At 70.7% G+C, this 18,542-nt stretch carries 20 protein-coding genes; 5 read left to right on the top strand and 15 right to left on the bottom strand.

Features of this window, described 5'->3' with window-relative positions; all coding sequences use genetic code 11:
* Nucleotides 1–633: a CDP-alcohol phosphatidyltransferase family protein gene (locus ACEZDE_RS13825; protein ID WP_380536045.1), complete on the top strand. Its 633-nt coding sequence runs from the start codon at nucleotides 1–3 to the stop codon at nucleotides 631–633.
* Between the two features lie 188 nt (nucleotides 634–821).
* On the opposite strand, the gene ACEZDE_RS13820 is transcribed toward ACEZDE_RS13825, so the two are convergent.
* The 9 genes from ACEZDE_RS13820 to ACEZDE_RS13780 form a co-directional block, all read right to left on the bottom strand.
* Nucleotides 822–1,127 carry a thioredoxin family protein gene (locus ACEZDE_RS13820; RefSeq protein ID WP_380536043.1) on the bottom strand — a complete coding sequence of 102 codons (306 nt, stop codon included), beginning with the start codon at nucleotides 1,125–1,127 and terminating at the stop codon, nucleotides 822–824.
* A gap of 209 nt (nucleotides 1,128–1,336) precedes the next feature.
* Nucleotides 1,337–2,086, bottom strand: a complete 750-nt coding sequence (locus ACEZDE_RS13815; RefSeq protein WP_380536041.1) for a class I SAM-dependent methyltransferase — start codon at nucleotides 2,084–2,086, stop codon at nucleotides 1,337–1,339.
* Nucleotides 2,083–2,421, bottom strand: a complete 339-nt coding sequence (locus ACEZDE_RS13810; RefSeq protein WP_380536039.1) for a glutaredoxin domain-containing protein — start codon at nucleotides 2,419–2,421, stop codon at nucleotides 2,083–2,085. Before ACEZDE_RS13810 ends, ACEZDE_RS13815 begins: the two co-directional genes overlap by 4 nt.
* The gene (locus ACEZDE_RS13805; RefSeq protein ID WP_380536037.1) at nucleotides 2,418–3,233 is read right to left on the bottom strand and encodes a class I SAM-dependent methyltransferase; all 816 of its coding nucleotides are present in this window, start codon (nucleotides 3,231–3,233) and stop codon (nucleotides 2,418–2,420) included. The genes ACEZDE_RS13810 and ACEZDE_RS13805 overlap by 4 nt, the downstream gene beginning before the upstream one ends.
* Nucleotides 3,230–4,780: a radical SAM protein gene (locus ACEZDE_RS13800; protein ID WP_380536036.1), complete on the bottom strand. Its 1,551-nt coding sequence runs from the start codon at nucleotides 4,778–4,780 to the stop codon at nucleotides 3,230–3,232. Before ACEZDE_RS13800 ends, ACEZDE_RS13805 begins: the two co-directional genes overlap by 4 nt.
* Nucleotides 4,777–5,265, bottom strand: a complete 489-nt coding sequence (locus ACEZDE_RS13795; RefSeq protein WP_380536034.1) for a MauE/DoxX family redox-associated membrane protein — start codon at nucleotides 5,263–5,265, stop codon at nucleotides 4,777–4,779. Before ACEZDE_RS13795 ends, ACEZDE_RS13800 begins: the two co-directional genes overlap by 4 nt.
* Entirely contained in the window at nucleotides 5,262–6,695 is a 1,434-nt protein-coding gene (locus tag ACEZDE_RS13790; RefSeq protein ID WP_380536032.1) for a dihydrolipoyl dehydrogenase family protein, read from the bottom strand. Before ACEZDE_RS13790 ends, ACEZDE_RS13795 begins: the two co-directional genes overlap by 4 nt.
* A complete protein-coding gene (locus ACEZDE_RS13785) occupies nucleotides 6,692–6,994 on the bottom strand; it encodes a DUF427 domain-containing protein (RefSeq protein ID WP_380536030.1) in 303 nt (100 codons plus the stop codon). Before ACEZDE_RS13785 ends, ACEZDE_RS13790 begins: the two co-directional genes overlap by 4 nt.
* Before the next feature lie 43 nt (nucleotides 6,995–7,037).
* Complete coding sequence (locus ACEZDE_RS13780; protein WP_380536028.1) at nucleotides 7,038–7,550, bottom strand: hypothetical protein; 513 nt, start codon at nucleotides 7,548–7,550, stop codon at nucleotides 7,038–7,040.
* A 286-nt stretch (nucleotides 7,551–7,836) separates the two neighbouring features.
* On the opposite strand from ACEZDE_RS13780, the gene ACEZDE_RS13775 reads away from it, so the two are divergent.
* Nucleotides 7,837–8,547 carry a Crp/Fnr family transcriptional regulator gene (locus ACEZDE_RS13775; protein ID WP_380536027.1) on the top strand — a complete coding sequence of 237 codons (711 nt, stop codon included), beginning with the start codon at nucleotides 7,837–7,839 and terminating at the stop codon, nucleotides 8,545–8,547.
* 164 nt (nucleotides 8,548–8,711) lie between these two features.
* On the opposite strand, the gene ACEZDE_RS13770 is transcribed toward ACEZDE_RS13775, so the two are convergent.
* The 6 genes from ACEZDE_RS13770 to ACEZDE_RS13745 form a co-directional block, all read right to left on the bottom strand.
* Nucleotides 8,712–9,056, bottom strand: a complete 345-nt coding sequence (locus ACEZDE_RS13770) for a hypothetical protein (RefSeq protein WP_380536025.1) — start codon at nucleotides 9,054–9,056, stop codon at nucleotides 8,712–8,714.
* An 84-nt stretch (nucleotides 9,057–9,140) separates the two neighbouring features.
* A complete protein-coding gene (locus ACEZDE_RS13765; RefSeq protein WP_380536023.1) occupies nucleotides 9,141–10,709 on the bottom strand; it encodes a Na+/H+ antiporter in 1,569 nt (522 codons plus the stop codon).
* Between the two features lie 364 nt (nucleotides 10,710–11,073).
* The gene (locus tag ACEZDE_RS13760; RefSeq protein WP_380536021.1) at nucleotides 11,074–11,439 is read right to left on the bottom strand and encodes a hypothetical protein; all 366 of its coding nucleotides are present in this window, start codon (nucleotides 11,437–11,439) and stop codon (nucleotides 11,074–11,076) included.
* A 460-nt stretch (nucleotides 11,440–11,899) separates the two neighbouring features.
* Complete coding sequence (locus ACEZDE_RS13755; RefSeq protein ID WP_380536020.1) at nucleotides 11,900–13,648, bottom strand: relaxase/mobilization nuclease domain-containing protein; 1,749 nt, start codon at nucleotides 13,646–13,648, stop codon at nucleotides 11,900–11,902.
* Complete coding sequence (locus ACEZDE_RS13750) at nucleotides 13,645–14,382, bottom strand: plasmid mobilization protein (RefSeq protein ID WP_380536018.1); 738 nt, start codon at nucleotides 14,380–14,382, stop codon at nucleotides 13,645–13,647. The genes ACEZDE_RS13755 and ACEZDE_RS13750 overlap by 4 nt, the downstream gene beginning before the upstream one ends.
* Before the next feature lie 436 nt (nucleotides 14,383–14,818).
* Nucleotides 14,819–15,769 carry a hypothetical protein gene (locus ACEZDE_RS13745; protein WP_380536016.1) on the bottom strand — a complete coding sequence of 317 codons (951 nt, stop codon included), beginning with the start codon at nucleotides 15,767–15,769 and terminating at the stop codon, nucleotides 14,819–14,821.
* Between the two features lie 415 nt (nucleotides 15,770–16,184).
* On the opposite strand from ACEZDE_RS13745, the gene ACEZDE_RS13740 reads away from it, so the two are divergent.
* The 3 genes from ACEZDE_RS13740 (at nucleotide 16,185) to ACEZDE_RS13730 (ending at nucleotide 18,355) form a co-directional block, all read left to right on the top strand.
* Nucleotides 16,185–16,679, top strand: a complete 495-nt coding sequence (locus tag ACEZDE_RS13740) for a helix-turn-helix domain-containing protein (RefSeq protein ID WP_380536014.1) — start codon at nucleotides 16,185–16,187, stop codon at nucleotides 16,677–16,679.
* A 329-nt stretch (nucleotides 16,680–17,008) separates the two neighbouring features.
* The gene (locus tag ACEZDE_RS13735; RefSeq protein WP_370083588.1) at nucleotides 17,009–17,218 is read left to right on the top strand and encodes an excisionase family DNA-binding protein; all 210 of its coding nucleotides are present in this window, start codon (nucleotides 17,009–17,011) and stop codon (nucleotides 17,216–17,218) included.
* Nucleotides 17,219–18,355 carry a tyrosine-type recombinase/integrase gene (locus ACEZDE_RS13730; protein WP_380536012.1) on the top strand — a complete coding sequence of 379 codons (1,137 nt, stop codon included), beginning with the start codon at nucleotides 17,219–17,221 and terminating at the stop codon, nucleotides 18,353–18,355.
* Nucleotides 18,356–18,542 lie beyond the last annotated feature (187 nt).

The raw sequence follows: 18,542 nt of genomic DNA, 5'->3' as shown, positions 1-18,542 counted from the left end.
GTGGCAACGGACGCCCTCCTTGCACTGCTGCGCACGGAAGGTTGGAGGCCGGCTGCCTGGGCTCGGTTCGTTGGCCTGGCTGGTGAGCGATCGCTGCGGGAGGCCGCCCGCAGGCCGAGGGCGCTGGTCGAGGTCTCGGTGCTGCACGGGGCCGCACTCGTTGTCGGCCGTGGCCGAGGACGCTGGTGGACGACGACAAGTTGGACGCTGGCCGTTGCGCATCTGGGCATGCTCGAAGGCCGTCGGTCGCTGGGCCCCGCGAACGCCCTTTCTCTTTCGCGTGCCCTTCTCCCCGTCGCGGGCGACGGGCTCGGCCGGTGGGTCGGCGTGGTCGCTGTGGCCAGTGACCTGGCCGATGGCCAGCTCGCCCGGCGCCGGGGTTGCGTCACGCCGTTCGGCGCTTACGCTGATTCGCTCGCTGACGCGGCATTCTGGACCTGGCTGACGGTGCGCCATGAGCCCAGCCGTGTGGTGCGTGCCGCAGCACTGGCCCTCTGGACGCTTCCCGTGGGCGCGATCGCCGTCGCGAGCCTGGCTCGGGGCCAGTTGATCGAAAGGCCGCATCCTGCGGTCCTGCGCCCTGCTGCCGCTATGCAGGCGCTTGTCGCGCTGCGTCGTCTGGCCCGTTCCTGACCTGCCATGTCAATGGCCATGAAGTCCACGGCCGCCGTCACTGCCACAACAAGGTACCCGGATCGCGTGTTCGCCCCTGTCGTTCCTGGGTCGTGCGTTGCCATAGGAACGGGCAGCGGTGCTGCTTCTTGCACCGATGTCGGGGCACACGTGGGCGCGGTCAACGAGAGGCGGGAACTGCCGCGGGTTCACTCGCGCTGGGCTTGCAGGACGCCGCGCAACTGGTCGGTCGAGGGTGCGCCGCTGGCGGTGCGCTGGTCACGGTAGAGGCGGCAGGACAGGCTGGTGGGTTGGCCGGGCGCAGCGAAGGGGTCGACGCCGTCGATGAGGAGGGTCGGTGAGCCGTGCATACCCAGGCGCTCGGCCTGCTCCTGGTTAGTCACCTCGTGCCAGGTGATCTCGGTGGCCGGTTGTCCTGCCAGCGCGTGGGTGATGCGTTGGCGTAGCAGCGGGGCGTTCGGGCAGTCCGGGACCGCCAGGATGGTCAGTTTCACTGCTTTCAGCTCCTGCCGTCTGTGGCTCGTGTCTTGGACGGTAGTCCTGTCCCCGGGCTGGAGGCTCCAGTCTTGCGCACGCTTTGCCCCTCGCCTCCCGCAGACCTCGCGAGCGACCGCCGGGGATAGGCAGGGGTTCATCGGTGCCGCGCGGGCGGCTGCTCTGATGTTGGCCGGGATCGCGATGCCTGCTGACCCGCAGGGGGTGGTCACCGGGCCCGCGCGGTGAATCGTTTGAGCGGGATGGGGAACTCGATGCCGGCCGCTGCCACCGAGCGCAGGGTCCGTAGGGCGCGGCGGTGGCCGGCAGGGGTGAGCGCGGGGAGGTAGAGCGAGTCCAGGAGCAGTTGTGCGTCGGCTGGTCCGGTGAGTGGGAGGGTGAAGCGTCGGCGCTCCTCGATGAGGAGGTCGAGCCCGGCGGCTTCGAGGACGGCGGGCACGGTACGCAGGGCATCGTCGTTGGGGTAGCGCAGGGGGCGTCGCAGTGCCAGCAGCAGGGCGCCGACGGTGAGGAAGTCGTGTGGGTGAAGCGGGCCGGAGGCGGGGAGGGTGGCGATAAGCAGGCCCCCGGGGCGTAGGACGCGGTGGATCTCGGTCAGGGCGCGCGGTAGCGGGGTGAGCAGCATCAGGGCCATCGAGCAGATGACGGTGTCGATGCTGCTGGCGGCGATCGGCAGGGAGGTGGCGTCCGCGCGCAGCAGAGGTGCGGCGCGGCCGGCTTGGGCTGCGGCGAGCTCGTTGGGCGAGCGGTCCACTCCGAGGTAGCGGGCGGCGGTGGGCAGGGCGGTGCGCATAGGGGCGTTGCCGCAGCCCAGGTCCAGGACCTGTCCTTGGGCGGGTGCGGCGTCGGCCAGCCATTGGTACGGGTTGGTTCCCGCATTGTGTGCGCGGGTCAGGAGGGCCTCGGTGATGCCCGGGTGCTGACGGTGGAAGGCGTCCAGGTAGGCGTCCCAGGTCATGGCAGGGTTCGTCGATCGGTTGCGGTCCGGTGCAGTCGCAGGCGCCGCCACCGTACTGGCGCACGTGCGGCTGGCAGGAGCTGGGGTGCGTGGTCGCGGACGGCGGCCAGGGCTTCGGCGGCGCTGGGGTTGACCATCGTGTGCCCGGCTACGGTGGGTGTGGGGACGGTCTCGTTTCCGTTCGCCGCGGAGCGGACGAAGGCTGCCGCCTGCGGGTTTGACCAGATGTCGGTCTCGGTGAAGGCGAGCCCTCTGCCACGGAGTGCGCGGCGCAGCCTGGCGCAGTACGGGCAGCCCGGCCGCGCGTAGAGGATGATCGTGTGTGCGGTGTTCATCGTGTTTCCATCGGCTTCTGCGCGGTCAGGAGTGCGTACCCGGCGGTGCCGTCGGCGACCGCGCGTGCGGCCTGGGCGGTCAGGGCCAGGGCCCTGTCGATGTCCACCCCGGTGAGCGCTGGCCCGGTGCGGGCGGTCATGCGGTAGGCGCGCAGACGGGCCTCGACCTGTTCAACCATGCGCCGTAGGGCGTCGTCGTGGCGTTCGGTGCGGGTGGGTCGTAGTCCGGCGGTTGTGAGGAGGGCCGCGTACTCCTGGAGGGGGCGGGCGTCGGCCAGGCAGGCCACCCACCCTGCCAGTTCGGTGAGTTCTGTAGGCAGGGCGCCGGGGGTGATCGTGATGTCGGTGATGCCGACCTGGCCACCGGGGCGCAGCACCCGGGCGATTTCGCGGGCGGCGGTGGCTTTGTCGGGGAAGGTGCAGAAGGCGCACTCGCACAGGACGGCGTCGAAGGATGCGTCGGGGAAGGGGAGCTGTTCGGCGTCGCCGGTGTGGAAGGTGACGCGGTCGGCGAGGTGGGCCTGCTCGGCCGCCTGGCGGGCGCGGGCCACGGATTCTTCGCCGAGGTCGAGGCCGACGACCTCGCAGCCGAACTCGGCGGCCAGCGTCAGGGCGGTGGTGCCGGGGCCGCTGGCGACGTCCAGGACTCTGGTGCCGGGGCCGAGCGCGAGTGCGCGGGCGAGGCGGCGGGTCAAGGTGAGGCCGCCGGGGTGGTAGCTGTCGCCGAGGATCGCGGCGACAGCGTCGGACTGGTAGGCGGTGGCGCAGCAGGACTTGAGGGTCTGCGGGTCGGCCGGTGGCGGGTTGGTCATCGTAGTTTCTTCCCGACGTTGGTGGAGTCCTTCGACAGACCGGTGCCCGGTGCGGGGTCGCGGGCGATCTTGGAGCCGTGCGGTGAGGGGTGGAGGATCGGTTGGAGCTCGGCGGCGTTGGGGACGACGTCGGCGACGTGGACACCGGTGAGCTGTTCGCGGATCTGTTCGCGGTAGCCGACGGAGTTGTAGGCGCAGAACGGGATGAGGCGCCCGTCAGGGGTGATCATCTCGACGCAGCACTTCATCAGGGTCTTGACGTTGAGGGTGTAGGGGTCCTGGAAGTCCTGGACGACGAGCATGAATGCCTTGTCAGTGGCTTCGCGCAGGGCTTGGGGCAGGTCGATTCCGCAGGTGGCGCACTCCAGTTGGGCTGCGGAGCCTTCGGTGCCGGGGAACGCGGAGGCGGACCAGAGCTTCTCCAGCGCGGCGCGGATGCCGGTGTCGGGCAGGGCCCGGTTGGTGACGTAGTCCAAGTAGTCCTCCAACTGGACCAGGCGAGTGACCGGGACGATGTCCTCGCCGTCGACCAGGAGGTAGGTGATGGAGCGGCAGGTGGGGAAGCAGCAGGGGACCGGGAAGAAGTCGTCCGCGCGCAGCCACTGCGGAAGTTGCTCGGCGATGGCCTTGATGACGTCGGAGTTGGTGAGCCGGTTCAGCGGGTCGAATTCGAGGTGGCGGCCGGCATGGGTGACAGGCTGCAGGACCACTCCGCGCACTGCGGGGTGTTGCAGGCCGAAGCGGATGATGGCGCCGAGCTCGTGGTCGTTGAGGTCGCGTTCGATGGCGGCGGCGAGCATGACGGTGACGCCGGCGGCGGCACAGTTGTCCAGAGCGCGCGCTTTGAGGTCGCGCAGGTCCTTGCCGCGGATGGCGAGGTGGGTTTCGCGCTCGAAGCCGTCGAACTGGAGGTAGACGGTGACCTTGCGCTCCGCCAGGGCGGGGGCGAAGCGCTTGTCGGTGGCCAGGCGGATGCCGTTGGTGTTCAGGACGACGTTGCGGATCGGTCGGGCGCGCGCTGCGTCGATGAAGTCCAGGATGTGCTTGTGGATGCTGGGCTCGCCGCCGGAGAACATCACCACCTCCGGTTCGCCCTCGGAGGCGACGTAGGTGTCGAGCATCAGCTCGACCTGTTCGCGGGTCAGGGAGAAGCCGTCGCTCTGGTGGCCGGAGTCCGCGAAGCAGATCGGACAGTCCAGGTTGCAGTCGGAGTTGACCTCGATCAGGCCCAGACAAGCGTGCTGCTTGTGCTCAGGGCACAGCCCGCAGTCGGTGGGGCAGCCGTCCTTGACCTCGGTCTGGAAGACCAGCGGCAGGGTGCCGGGCTTGTTGAAGCGGGCGGAGTCCAGGTACGCCTGGGCGTCGCCGTAGATCAGGGCCTCGAACGGGCCGTGCTCCCTGCAGCGCTTGCGCAGGTAGACCTTGTCCTGGCGGATGTTGACCTGGGCGTCCACAACGACTTTGCAGACGGGGCAGATGCTCTTGGTGTACTCCAGGAACACCTCGTCCCGGTCCACCTTCTGGTTCGGTACCGGATTCGTCGTCATCGCAGGCTGCTTCCTTCGGTGCGGGAGGGGGCGCAGTGGGAACTGGCCGGAGTCTGTGAGGTGCCGCCGTGTCCGCGTGGTTGAGCGGGGCCTCGGCTGGAGCGCAGTAGCAGGACGGCGTAGAGCAGGAGCAGGGCGTCCTCGGCCAGGACGATCCAGGACAGGGACTGCGGCAGGTAGCGGCCGAAGCAGCCGCACACCGCGACGGCCAGCCCTCGGGCGAACGCCTGCCCGGCGAGTGTCGCCCAGAGCAGACAGACGGCGGCGTAGATCCACACGGGGATGCGGGCGTGGGATCGCGGCGCGGCGAGGAACCAGAGCCCGCTGGCGAGTTCGCTGGCGATCAGGACTGCGGCCAGGACCGTCGTCGCCTGGTGGCCGCCGGCACCGTAGGCGGCCAGGATGGTCGGCATGTCGGGCCAGGAGGCCAGCTGGCCGGCCGCCATGGCAGTGTAGGTGAGACCGAGGAGCAGCCGCAGGATCATCGCAGCACCCCTCGGCGCAGGCGCACCAGCGCGCCGGTCACCGCGCGGGTACGGGGTGTGGTCAGGTTGCGGCGGACCTCGGCGAGGGCGGCCAGCCAGGGCCCGTCGGCGTGCGTGGGGTAGGGGTGGACGGTGGCGGCGAGCTGGCTGGGCGTCCACTTCAGGCGGACGGCGTGGGCGAGTTCGACGATGCTCTCGCCGGCGCGGGGGCCGACTACGGTGCCACCGATGATCTTCCCCTTCGGGTCCAGGACGAGCTGGGTGAAACCGTCGGTAGCCTGCTCCGTGACAGCACGGTCCATCTGTGTGTACGGCAGCAACCGGGTGCGCACCCCTTGGCCGTGGAGGTGTCGGGCAGCTTCGGCGGTGGGGCCGACCTGGGCGATCTCCGGTTCGGTGAACACCGCGTACGGCACCGCGTCGTAGTCCAGGCGGCGGCGTAGGCCCAGCACGGCGTTAAGGACGGCGTCTGCGGCCTGGGCCCCGGCGACGTGGGTGAACGGCAGCCGGCCAGTGACGTCGCCGGCGGCGAAGACGCGCCGGTTGCTCGTGCGCAGCCGGGCGTCGGTCTGGATGTGGCCGTGCGCGCCGGTGCGGACACCGGCCGCCTCCAGGCCAAGGTCTGCAGTGTGCGGTTCGCGGCCGGTGGCCACCAGGATGCGGTCGTAGGCCACACGGGACGCGGTGCCGTCGGCGCCGGTCAACTCGGCCGTACCGGGGCCCACGGTTCGCAGGCTCGCTCCGGTGCGCACCTGGAGCCCCTCGGCCAGGAGGTGGCGCGTGAGCAGGTCCGCAGCGTGTTCGTCCATCGCGGGCAGCAGCCGCTGCTCTGCCTCGACGATCGTCACCGTCGAGCCGAGTCGGGCGAACGCCTGGCCCAGTTCGCAGCCCACCGCCCCGCCACCGACCACCAGGAGCCGGCCCGGCAGGTCGGGCAGGTCCCATACCGTGTCGGAGGTCAGTGCCCCGGATTGAGCCAGCCCCGGCACCGGAGGCAAGCCGGGGCCCGAACCGGAGGCGATCAGGGCGTGGCGGAAGGCCAGGCTCCGGCCGTCCACGCTGATGGTGCGCGGACCGGTGAACCGTGCGGCCCCGCGCAGCACCTCGACACCGAATTGGCCCAGGGCCTCGGCCGAGTCGTGCGGTTCGATGTGCCCGATCGCGCCCCGGACCTGCTTCATCACCGTTGTCCAGTCGGCGCGGCCGGTCGCGGCCGGGAAGCCGTAGCGGTCGGCGTGGCGGGCTGCGTGGACCTGGGCTGCGGCGTGCAGCAGGGTCTTGCTGGGGACGCAGCCGGTCCACAGGCAGTCGCCGCCGAGCCTGCCCCGCTCGACCAGCGCGACCCGCGCACCCAGATCGGCAGCGAGCCGGGCGCCGGTCAGCCCGGCACTGCCGGCGCCGATCACCACCAGGTCGTAGCTGCGGCTCACTGTTCCGGCTCCTGGCTGCCCTCGATGCTGACGCCGCGCCAGAACGCGACGTGGTTCTTGATGCGCCGTGCCAGGAAGGAGGGCTTGGGGTAGTACCAGGCGGCGTCCGGGTTCGCGGCACCACCGTCGGTGAGCGTGTAGTAGCGGGCCAGGCCCTTCCACGGGCACAGCGTACGCGTCGAGGAGTCAGAGAAGTACTCGCGGTTCAGCGTCTCGGGCGGGAAGTAGTGGTTGCCCTCCACCACCACAGTGCGCGGCGCCTGAGCGAGAACGACACCGTTCCACAGCGCACGGATCATCCCACTTCACCTCCCTGGCAGCAGTGGCCCTGGGGCCGCCCGGTCATGACGTGGCCGCCGGACGCCCACTGCTGCGGGCACCGCTGTTGTAGAGGGCGAACGCGAGCAGTACCCCGAAGACCAGGTGGACGACCAGCTCGAAGGGCTGGTCGGCCATCGAGAACGTATGGAACGCGGCGCGTGCCAGGACCTGGAAGTTCAGCACGTACAGCAGACCGCCATAAGCAACGCCCGCCACAGCCACAAGCCCGTTGGTACGGATCCGGGCGGTGAGCACGGCGAACACCATGCCGAAGGCCAACGACAGGACCATGTGCACAACAAGGCCGACCGGCACGCTCGCCGTGCCGTTCATCATCGCGCCGTCGCCCTTGACCAGCGTGGAGATCATCAGCAGTGGAGTATCGGCGGGCTTGCCGATACTGGTGAGGAACCACATCGTCGCACCGGCGAACATCAACCCCGCAACGAGGCCGCTGACGGCGCCGCGCACCAACTCGGCCCTGCTGACCCGGCTGCGCAGTACGGCACCGACGGCGACAGTAGTAGTGGACACGCGCTTCTCCTCGCAGTGGCTTGCCCCGGCCGCCGAGAGCCTGCGAAGGCTGCGGTCGGAGGCTTGGTCTTGAACCGTGCTCAGCCTCCTCCCGCGCAGCAGCCGACCGCCATGACACTGTCGGCGAGCCGACAGTGTCCGCTCCCGCCAGTCCCACTACTCATTGTGTTCAACGCGAAGGTTCGCCGGACCCACCGACTGCGGCGAACCCTGGCACCGCAACACACTGTCGGCTTGCCGACACTGTGCGCTCGCATACACGATAGGGCTGCCTACAGTGGCAGCCATGGCAGACATGCTGGGCCTTCGGGCCCCCGATCCAAGCGCCGTGCGGGCAGCCGCCTGGATGGCACGCTGCGTGGGCCGCGGGCAGAACGCCCCGCTGCACCCCGAGGACCTCACCGCCCTGTCCCGGTTCGTCCAACCACAGACCCTGAAAGCCGGCAGCGTCCTCTTCCACGCCGCAGCCCCCTCCACCGGCGTGTGGATCATCCGCGACGGCACCGCCGAACTCACCGTCGGCACCGGAGCCCGCCGCGTCGCGGTCTCCCTGCTCCACCCCGGAGACGTCGACGGCGACATCCAACTGCTCCTCGACATGCCACCCCCCTACACCGCCCGCGCCGTCGGCGACCTGGACACCTACTTCATCCACGCCCCAGACTTCGACGCCCTGCTCAGCAGCCACCCGGCCATCGCCCGCCGCTGGCTCACATCCGTCGCCAGCCGAACCACCAGCTCACAAACCCGCATCATGGACCTGCTCGGCGCCACCCTCACCCAACAGACCGCCAGGCTGCTCCTGACCGAGGCCGACCCCGACACCAGCACCGTCCGCCTTCCCCAACGCGTGCTGTCCGCCATGCTCGGCGTCCAACGGACGAGCCTCAACAAGGTCCTGCGCGACCTCGAACGCGAGAGCATCATCGAACTCGGCTACCGCACCATCCACCTGCGCCGCTTCGACGAACTGGAGAAACACGCGAGCCGGACCTGACCACACCTGCGCCCTGACGGCGCCCCCGCGCACCCAGCGCCGCAAACCCCTGATCATCCCCGTCATCATCGACGCCTGACCAACCAGCCCCCGCCCCCGCGCCCTCCCCTGAAGCGCACCCGAGCCCGGGCCCGGCACCGGGCCCGGACACCTGACCGCGGTTCTCAGACCGGCAGCTCGCTGTAGGCCAGGAACCGGTCCAGGCCCACTTCGCGCAGCCGCGAACGGGTACGCGAATCAGCCCGGTGGACCGTGAGCACCACGGCGGGCTCACGAGAGCGGGCCGTCTGCAGCAGCGGGAAGAACAGCACCGCGGCGCAAGCCGCGCTCAGCGGATTCCCCTGGTCGACATCGACGTGCACCTCACGGATGCCGGCCACCATCGCCCCTATGAGCCGGTCCGCGATCCGCTGCGCCAAGTCCGCGGTCACCACCCCGTGCACACTGGCCAACAGCTGACCTGGTTCCCCCGGGTGCAGGTGCAGGGCACGTCGGTCCTGGTAGGTCATGGGCTGCTTCCCCCTCAGGTCAGGTCGGGGCTGTGGGCGGGCGGGCCGTGGAGCGCGGAGGGGTCCGGGGGCCGGGCGGTGCGGCTATCGGCCGCCGCTCAGTCCGGACTCCTCCAGGTCGAGGTCGTACTGCAGCTGGCGCCGGGTGGTGTCGCTGATCTGGTGCGTCTCGTACATGCGCTGCAGCTCGGTGCCCTGCAGGACGATCACTTCACGCCGCAGCTGCTGGTAGACCTGCAACAGCGACGCCTCCCCGGCGCTGTGGTCCTCGTCCGGGTTCTGGGCCTGGCTGTGGCGAAGGCGCGCGTCCAGCGACAGGCGTACCCGGCTCAGGGCCGCGTCGGGGGCGGCGCCGAGGTCGGCGAGCTGGTCCAGGTGGTCCAGGCCCGCGCGGGCGATCTGCTGGCGGGCGCTCTCCTGCTCACGGGCGGTGTCCTGCGGCTCCAGGGCCAACCCGGAGCGGTTGACCAGCGGGGCCAGGCTCAGCCCCTGCACGACCAGGGTGAACACCACCACCGCCGTGGTCAGCACCAGCACCAGCGGGCGTCCCGGCAGCGCGCTGCCGTCATCGGCAAGGAGCGGAATCGACAGGGCCGCGGCCAGCGGCATCACGCCCCGGGTACCGGCCCACGTCACTACCGCGGCCACCCGCCACGACGCGGCCCCCTCCACGGGCTTGACTACCTTGGACAGCGGCCACACCCACAGCACCCGCAGCCCGATCAGGACCGCGGCCAGCGCCAGTGCCTGCAGCGGCCAGGCCCCGGAGCCGGCGGGCAGGTCGCGGACCATGGTCGGCAGCTCCAGGCCGATGATCGCGAAGACCACGCTCTCCAGCAGGAACACCACCACCGAGTACACCGCCTGCAACTGCAGCCGGATCCGCGCGTCGGTCAGCCGGTAGCCGGAACGGCCCAGCACCACACCCACCACCACCACAGCGGTGACTCCCGAGGTGTGCGCGCCCTCGGCGAGCACGTACGCGGCATAAGGGGTGACCAGGGCGATAACGGTCTCCAGCACCGGATCCGTGGTCCGCGCCCGGATCAGCGCCACCATCCCGGCGGTAGCCGCGCCGATGAGGCTGCCGCCGCCGGCCAGCAGGAAGAACTCGCCACCCGCCTTCGGCCAGCTCACCACACTGGAGGCAACGGCCAGCCCGACCGCGACCTTGAACAGCACCAGGGAGGTGGCGTCGTTGAACAGGCTCTCCGCCTGCACCATCGTCTGCACCCGCCCCGGCAGCGCCAACCGGCGCCCAAGCGCCGTGACCGCGACCGGGTCGGTACTGGCCAGCACCGCGCCCAGCACCAGCGCCATCGGCGCGGTCAGCGGCGTCAGCGCCACCGCCAGGAACCCGACGGCGGCAGCCGAGGCCAGCACCAGCCCCAGGGCCAGGACCGTCACCGGCCGCCACACGATCTTCAGGTCGCGCAGCGACATCTCCTCAGCCGACGCGTACAGCAAAGGCGGCAGTACCACCAGGGCGATGGTCTGCGGGGCGATGTGCAACGCCGGGGTGCCCGGTATCAGAGCCACGAACAGCCCCGCGATCACCAGCAATGAGGGGGCCGGGATCCGCCACCGGCGCGCACCGGTGGCCACCACCGTGGCCAGGACCACAAGAACAAGAACAGTGCCGACCGCACGCATTTCGGGAACCCCGGATCATCACCGGGGTCCCCGCAGCTGACGCGCCGCAGATCCATCCCCGAGCCGACCAGACTTCCCGGCACACCGTGGACCCACCTTATCCAACCCTTAACACCACCGACCCCTCAAAGCGCCAGCACACCGAGGCACCGGCCGACAAGCCACGCCCCGGCCCGGCCCCGGCGCAGGACTGGCAGACCAGATGCGGATCTGTTGCATCGGCTGCAACATTGATGCATCGGGCCAAGAGAAGCAGGTCGACGTCGCAGCCAGGGCGCGCATTGATGGCCTCCACTTCGGCCGAGCTGCGACAATGGCCCGACCAGGCCATGGCGAATTGTCGCAGCCGATGGAATACCGCTCGTCAGGTCCAGGTCGTCCCGGCAAGGAGCCCGTCGAAGCCCAGGCTTGTGATGACGTCGGTGAGGCTGTCCCAGACGCGGTCGGCTTCGCCGAAGAGGTCGTTGAAGGAGTCGAGGTCGAGGTCGGGCTCCAGCCATTCGTGGGTGCAGCGGCAGCGGATGTAGACCTTGCCGTGGACCTCGACGAGCAGCCAGTCGCGGGTGGCGAGGCAGTGGGCGCAGGTGATCAGGAAGCCTCGGGGGCGCAGTTCCCCGCTGTGGGTGGTGGTGCGGGTGAGGACCTGGCCGGGCAGGAGGTCGGGGATCTCGACGGGGTAGTCGGGGATGCGCGGGGCGGGGTCGTCGGCGGGCTGCTGCGGCTGGGTCAAGCGGGCCTCCCGGGGCCTTGGCGTTGGGGCAACGACACCAAGGCCCGACGGTCGCCAAAAGTTCCCCATCAGCGAAGACAACACCGAAACGACATCCACCCCACCCGAAGTGCCGCAATGGTGGTCGTGTTCAGGCTGGTGCTTGTCCTGTTTCGGGACACCGGCTCTGTCCCGTTTCGGGACAAGGCTGGTGTCCCGAAACGGGACAGAGCCGGTGTTCAGCTTCGCAACGAGGCCGGTGTCCAGAAACTGGACAAGGGTGTGCCGAGTGAACTGGTGCTCGGTTGCTGAACGTCATGGGTGTTCAGGAGCTGGACGGAGCCGCTGTTCAGCAGCTGAACGCCCAGTCACTGGGCGAGCTGTGGCTGCGTTGTGGGGATGGGGGATCTCCAGGAGTTGGGCGGTATTGGGGGCGGAGGCGGATGGGGGCGGCACCGTGTGGTGCCGCCCCTGTGGTGGTTCAGCGCCTGCGGGTGGCGGGCGGTGTGGGCGCGGTGGCCGGTCGCGGGGCCGAGGCCGGTGCGGACGGTGTGGCGAGCTTGGGTTTGGCCGGCTTCTTCGCGGTGGCGGGTGCGGGGAGGTCGGCGGTGCGGCGGATGCGCCACAGCAGGACGGCGGTCGGGTTGTCCGCGCTGTCCATCTCCCGTGAGCCCAGGGCCTGCTGGAGCAGCGCGGCGGGGCTGTGCCCGAGCTGCCCTGCTTGGGTGAGGGTGGCGGCTAGTGCGGGCCAGTCCTTGCCGCCCAGGACCCGTCCGGCCAGGGCGGCGGGCAGGACCTGGTGCACGGCTTCGGTGGCTTGGTCGCGCACGGTCGGAGGCAGTCGCTCACCCTGGGCCTTCAGCACAGCCAGGGGACGTACAGCGGCTTGGGCGTAAGCGGCACGGAGCTGGTCCGCGGTGACCCGGGCGATGCGGGCCTGCTGGGTGTGACCAGCGGCTCGGTGGCTGCGGTGCAGGACCACGGCGATCAGGATCAGCACGTCGAGGAACGCGGCGATGGCATCCCCGTCCAGGGCGCCGTGGCTGGGGCCGCCGGCCAGCACAGTGCGGGCCATCGAGCGAAGCGCCCGCATCTCCTGGTCTGCGGCGCGCTCGTGGAGGTAGGCGGCCTGTCCGTAGGCTTTCGCGGCAGCCGCGATCTGGGCTCGCTGGGATCCGCGGTGGGTCTGCGCAAAGGCGTCGAGGACCTCACCGAACCCCGCCGCCCGCACCCGCCACACCTCCTGCTCGGATTCCTCTTCGCCGGGGGCCGGCGCGGTGAAGGAGTCCAGGGCCTGGTCGGCCAGGCGCCCGGCCTGCTGGAGGGCGGGACGAGCACTCCTGTCCTGCGCGATGGCGGGGAAGGGTTCGTCGGCGGTGATCGAAAGGCGTGTGCGGATCTTGGGCAGCGTGAGGTCCGGGCCGAGGCTGCTGCCGGAGTACCAGAGTGGCTGCCCGTCGGTCTTGCGGTCGCCGGGCAGGTGGAAGGAGTAGCCCTTCGCGTCGCCCGACGGCAGCCGGTGGACCTTGACCTGGACCCCGTGCCCGGCCAGGCGGCCGAGGAACTCGTCCTCACTGGCGGCCCCGGCCAGCGATTCGCGCACCGCGGTGCGCAGCACCGCGCGGCTTGGCTCGGGCCGCCCCTGGAGCCTGGCCTTGTGGATCTCGGCCCGGGTGGGCCGCTTGACCGTGGTCCGCGCAGTCCGCTTGCCGGAGGCTGCCCGTTCGACCTGGCGCAGGCCGTAGTCGCGCTCGATCAGGGTGAGTTCGGCCATGACGCGCTGCCAGTCGTTGTGCAGCCGCGCGCCGGTCAGGTCGGCGCGCACGGTGGTGGCGACGATGTGGACGTGGTCCTCGGCGTGGCGCACCACCACCCACCGGCAGCCGTCCGGATCACCGGCAGGGGCGATGCCGGCGGCGTGCATCACGCGCCGGGCGATCTGCTCCCACTCCTGATCGGACAGCTGCCGGTCCTCGGGTGCCGTGCGCAGCGAGCAGTGCCACACGTGGTCCTTCGGGGCACCCTTGCCGGCCTGGACCACGCGCAGGTCCAGGATCTTCGCCAGCCGGGTCAGGGCCCGCTCGGGATCGGCGGCAAGGCCCGGGTCGAACAGCAGGGGCTCGAAGGCGGCGACGGTGTGCTGGTCGGTGTGTTCGTCCTCGTCTCCGGGGCCGTAGACGTAGGCGAGGATGCCGCGGGTGCGGTCCCCCCGGGTGACGGAGGCGATCATGCGCGGCCCCGACGGCGAGCAATGCGGAACGCGGCCTCGTCCAGGCGCTCCACCTCGGCCCGCACCTGGTCCAGCAGCGCGGGGACGGCAGCGAGGAAGTCCCTCGCGGGGCCGGCGAGGAAGGTCCCATCGGTGTTGAGGCGGCGGGCGACCTGGTTGAGGTTGTTGCCCCAGGCTGCCAGCTCGCTGCGGGTGGCGGCCAGCTCGTCGATCGCCGAGTCCAGCTGCTCGACCCGGGCGTCGGCGCTCATCCCGGTGCTCTGGTCGGCCAGGGCGCGGCGGGCGATCAGGTGGGCCAGGCTCAGATCGGCGGCCTTGGCCTGAGCCCGCAGCTGCTGTCGCTCGGTGGCGCTGAAGCGCACACTGACGGGCTCTTTGGGATCGGCGGCGTCGCGCTTGCGGCGCTTCGGTTTGCGGCGCGAGGCGGCGGCGTCGGACGCACGCACGACGAGCGGCTTGGACGACGGAGCAGCAGCGGCGACGGTCGGCGGGACGGCAGGGCGTGGCCCCTCCTGCTGGTCGCGGCTGCCCTCGGCCGCGACCCCCAGCTCCGGCGCCCCCGCCGGAGCTCCCCCGCCCCCCTGGGCGGGGGCCTGCGCCTGCGAACCCCCGTAGGAGGGTCGCCGGCTATTGCTGGCTCCGCCGGTCGCGCACGGGCCATCAGCATCACTGCTGACCAGGGTAGTTGCATCGGCGTCGAGGGCTGACGGGTGGTGTTCGGGACGGTCGGTCATGGGCGGCTCCAGGGTTCGGCATACAGGCGGGTGGTACGTGCGGACGCGGTGCCTGGTCCTCGGTGGGATGTCCAGTCCACTGCGAGACGGATGGTCTGGGAAGGCGAGCGGGTCGCACGGGTCGGGTAGGGGTGGTCCGGAAGTCGTTCCGGACCACGACGCTCCGGACCAGGACTGGAACGCTCTCCGGACCGGACCGGGGACCAAAACCGGGGACCGGGACGGAGACCAGGACCAGGACCGGGGACGGGACCGAGACCGGGACCAGGACCAGGACCAGGACCGGGACCGCGGACGGGGACGGGGACCAGGACCAGGACCGCGGACGGGGACCGGGGACGGGGACGGGGACGGGGACCAGACCAGCTGCGCTGGACGGCCCCGGGCATGGGGGCCAGCTATGGAGCCCGCTCCAGACGGTGTGTCCGGGCGGCCTTCAGATCGCGCTGAGTGCGGGGATGCGGGTGGCGGGGCGCATAGCAGCGCGGACCATGGCGATCCCCCGAGCGGTGCTGGTCTCGCCGCCGCCGACCTTCACCGTGCGCTCGCCGAGGCCCTCGCACGGGCGGCACAGGCCCGGTCGTGCGACCGGGTCGGCGCATCGGGCGCACTCGTGCCACTGCAGTGCGACAGGGGCCTCCACCGGCTCCGGGGCCGGTGGAAGCTTGCGCAGCAGCCGGTCGCGGAGCACCGCAGCGGCCGAGTGCATCCGTGCGGGCAGCCCCGGCAGCAGCGCCGCGGCGAGGTCGCGCTCGGTGCAGCCGCGCTCCAGCCACTGCGCCACCAGCGGAGCGAGTTCCGCAGCCTCGACCGTGCCCAGGCGCAGACGCGGCTCGGGCCGGATCACCCGGAACAGGGCGGCGACCACTGCTCCGACGGCCGCATCCGTCGGAGCCGTCGAGTCGGTCTTATGGGGAGTCGCCTCCGCCCTCCCTCCCGGCTCGGTGCAGCCGGGCTGGTGCTCGTGCGCCTGGGCGCGCGCGCTGCGGCTGCGGGGGAGGGAGGGTTCTTTCTCCAGGTCCTTTACGGGGTTGGAGCCCGCGCCTTCGGATGCCGCAGAACCGGATCCCGGACGGGCGAGACCCGGACCGGCCTGCTGCGGGGTGTCCCAGACCTGGGCCTCGCTGACGAAGGTGCCGTCGTCGCGGCGGACCCTGTCGACCCGGTAGTACCCGGCAGAAGCCAGCTCGCGCAGGGCCTTGGCCACGGTGTGGCGGCCCTGCGGACTGGTGTCGGCCATCCGCCGGCCGTCCTCGGACCAGCCGTCGGGGCGCGAGAGCAGATCGACCAGCAGGCCACGGGCGGTATACGACAGCCGCCGGTCCTGGAGGAGGGCGTTGGGCAGGACGGTGAAGCCGCTCAGGTGGCGGCTACGATGTACGCGCATCGGGAGTTCGAGCTCCTTGGTGCCGGACCCCGGGGCGTTCCAGCGCCGCCGGGGTCGCCTATTCAGTTCGTGGACCAGGGACAGTACCACCCGTTTCAGGGGCAACTCGGCATGATCGTAGAGACCCTGATCACATATCAGGTTGCCGATGCGACCACCCCCGACAGCCTCCTTTCCTGGCAGTGGCCACTCCGAGCCATGCCTTCCGAGACTCCACGCCGCACCGCAGCACCCACCTCGCTGCGGGCCACTCCGGTGGCGGCGGAGCCAGTGCTCCGATTTTCCTGTTTGACTAGCTTGCTTTCCCTCATGCATCATGTGTACCATGCGGACCACGCGTATGCAAATCGGAGAGGAGGCGTTTCAAACGGGAACGCTGCCGGTAGAGTGACAAGACCGCTCAGAGGAGGTCGGGATGTGGGAAGCGGAGTCAGCGAGGGCGCCCCTGCTGTTCAGCGAGGGCAACGCCGCCGCGCGCATCGGCCTTGAGCGGGAAGTGCGGGGGTGGAGCACCACGGAGCTGGCCGCCCGCATGACCCGCGCCGGCGTCCCCATGAACCAGACCGCCGTCTGGCGCATCGAGAACGGCACCCCCCGACGCAAGATCACACTCGACGAGGCCCTCGGCTTCGCCCGCGTCTTCGAGCTGCCCCTCGAAGAACTCATGTCCCCGCCTCTGGCGAACCTCGACATCGAAGCCAGAAGACTCGTCCAGGAGGTGGTGGAGGCATTCACCGAGACGCAGGCAGCTGAGGACCGCCTGCACCACGGGGTCGTCGCAACCGCCACCTATCTCACGGCCCACCCCGACGCCGGGGAGAACCTCCTCGCCCAGTTCATCCGCATTCTGGGCGACGGACGCGAGGCACAGGGGCTCTGGAACCACATCACGGAAGGCAGTTACTACTGACCAACGACAAGGGCACACCGCCCACGCACGACCCGCACCCCGACGGCCACCTGCCGTCCATCGTCGGTGAGCACCCCCGACGCGCCCGGACAGTGGCTGGCCCATGCCCAGCCACGCTCTGCCGCGCATCCGGCCGCCTTCGCGGCAGAGCGATCTAACGGCACCCTCGGCCGGCCGGGCTTGAAGCACCCCCAGCCCACCCCGCCGTCTCCTGCCCCACGGCGAAGGTCTGGCCCCAGCCTCGCCACGCCCCCGCGGCCCCCACCGCCCCTCCCCTTCCCGACCAACGCGACGGCGCCGCCCCCCGCCGTCGCCGGAGGCTCCCCTCTTTGACCGACTGCTACCTCTCCGTCGCCCAGGTCGCCGAGATCCTCGGCACCACCGAGCGATTCCCGCGCCGACTCATCGCCGAACGGCGCATCCCCTACCTCAAGGCCGGCAAGCACGTCCGCATAGCCCGCAGCGCGCTCGACGCCTACATCGCCGCCAACCTGGTGCCCGCCTCCCCGCGCCGCACCACTCTCCGGAGGTCTGTCTGAATGCCCAACTCCACTGGTCGCCGCCGCCGCTTCGGCTCCGTGCGCAAACTCCCCTCCGGCCGCTTCCAAGCCCGCTACCTCGGCCCGGACGGCCTGGAGCGCACCGGCAAGGAGACCTTCGCCAACAAGAGCGAGGCGAACGCCTGGCTCTCCGAGGTCGAGACCGACCTCGCGCGCGGGGACTGGCGCGACCCCCTCGCCGGAGCCGTCAACTTCACTCTCTACGCCGAGACCTGGATCAACGAGCGCGACCTCGGAGCCACCACCGAGGAGCTGTACCGACGGCTGCTGCGCCTGCACCTCGCCCCGGTCTTCGGGGTCTGGAACCTCGACGAGATCAGCGCCCCGCGCGTCCGAGCCTGGCGCACCGACCTCCTGGCCACCGGCAAGGCCACCACTACCGCCAAGGCGTACCGCCTGCTGAAGACCATCCTCGGCACCGCCGTCGAGGACGAGCTGCTCCGCCGCAACCCCTGCCGGATCAAGGGAGCGGGCAAGGAGAACGCCAAGGAGCGCGGCGTCGCCTCCATCGAGCAAGTCCTGCAACTGGCCCACCGCATGGGACCGCGCTGGCAGCTCCTGGTTCTCATGGCCGCATTCATGGCCCTGCGCCCCGAGGAACTGGCCGAGCTCCGACGCCCGGACATCGACCGAGCCCGCGGGGTTGTTTGGGTGCGCCGAGCAGCACCAGAACTCTGCAACGGGAAGCGCGTGGTGGGCGACCCGAAGTCCAAGGCCGGCAAGCGCTCGGTGGTCATACCCCCAGAGATCCTGCCCGACATCGACCACCACCTCGCCCTCTACGCCTCCCCGGAGCCCGACGGACTGGTGTTCCTCGGCGAGCGCGGCGCCCCCTTCCGCCGCTCCACCTTCGGCCGCAAGTGGCGGAAGGCCCGCACGGAACTCGGGATGCCCGACTTCCGCCTCTACGACAGCCGCCACACCGGCAACACCCTGGCCGCCAACACCGGTGCCAGCCTCGCCGACCTCATGGCCCACATGGGGCACGCCTCGGTACGCGCCGCGATGATCTACCAGCACGCCACCGCCGAACAGCAGCGCAAGATCGCCGACGGCATCAGCGCGGCCGTCGTCGACATCCGCAGCAGGCGGCAGCGCGGAACTGCGGCCTCATAGTGGGACTTCCACAAGAACGGGGGCCGGGCCGACGTGCCCGACCTGGTCCAGCCCCTGCTCTCACACCGTCAGCCGAAGTGGCGCAGGTCACAGAAAGTCCGTCTCGCCATTTGGGACGATCGCATGCCAATCGACCGCCACTGCACGAACGGTGACCATTTCTGATCGAATCTGACCGTCCGTTAGC

It is taken from the genome of Streptacidiphilus cavernicola (assembly GCF_042510955.1).
Classification (GTDB): Bacteria; Actinomycetota; Actinomycetes; order Streptomycetales; family Streptomycetaceae; genus Streptacidiphilus; species Streptacidiphilus cavernicola.
This window is presented reverse-complemented; position numbering and strand designations above follow the sequence as displayed.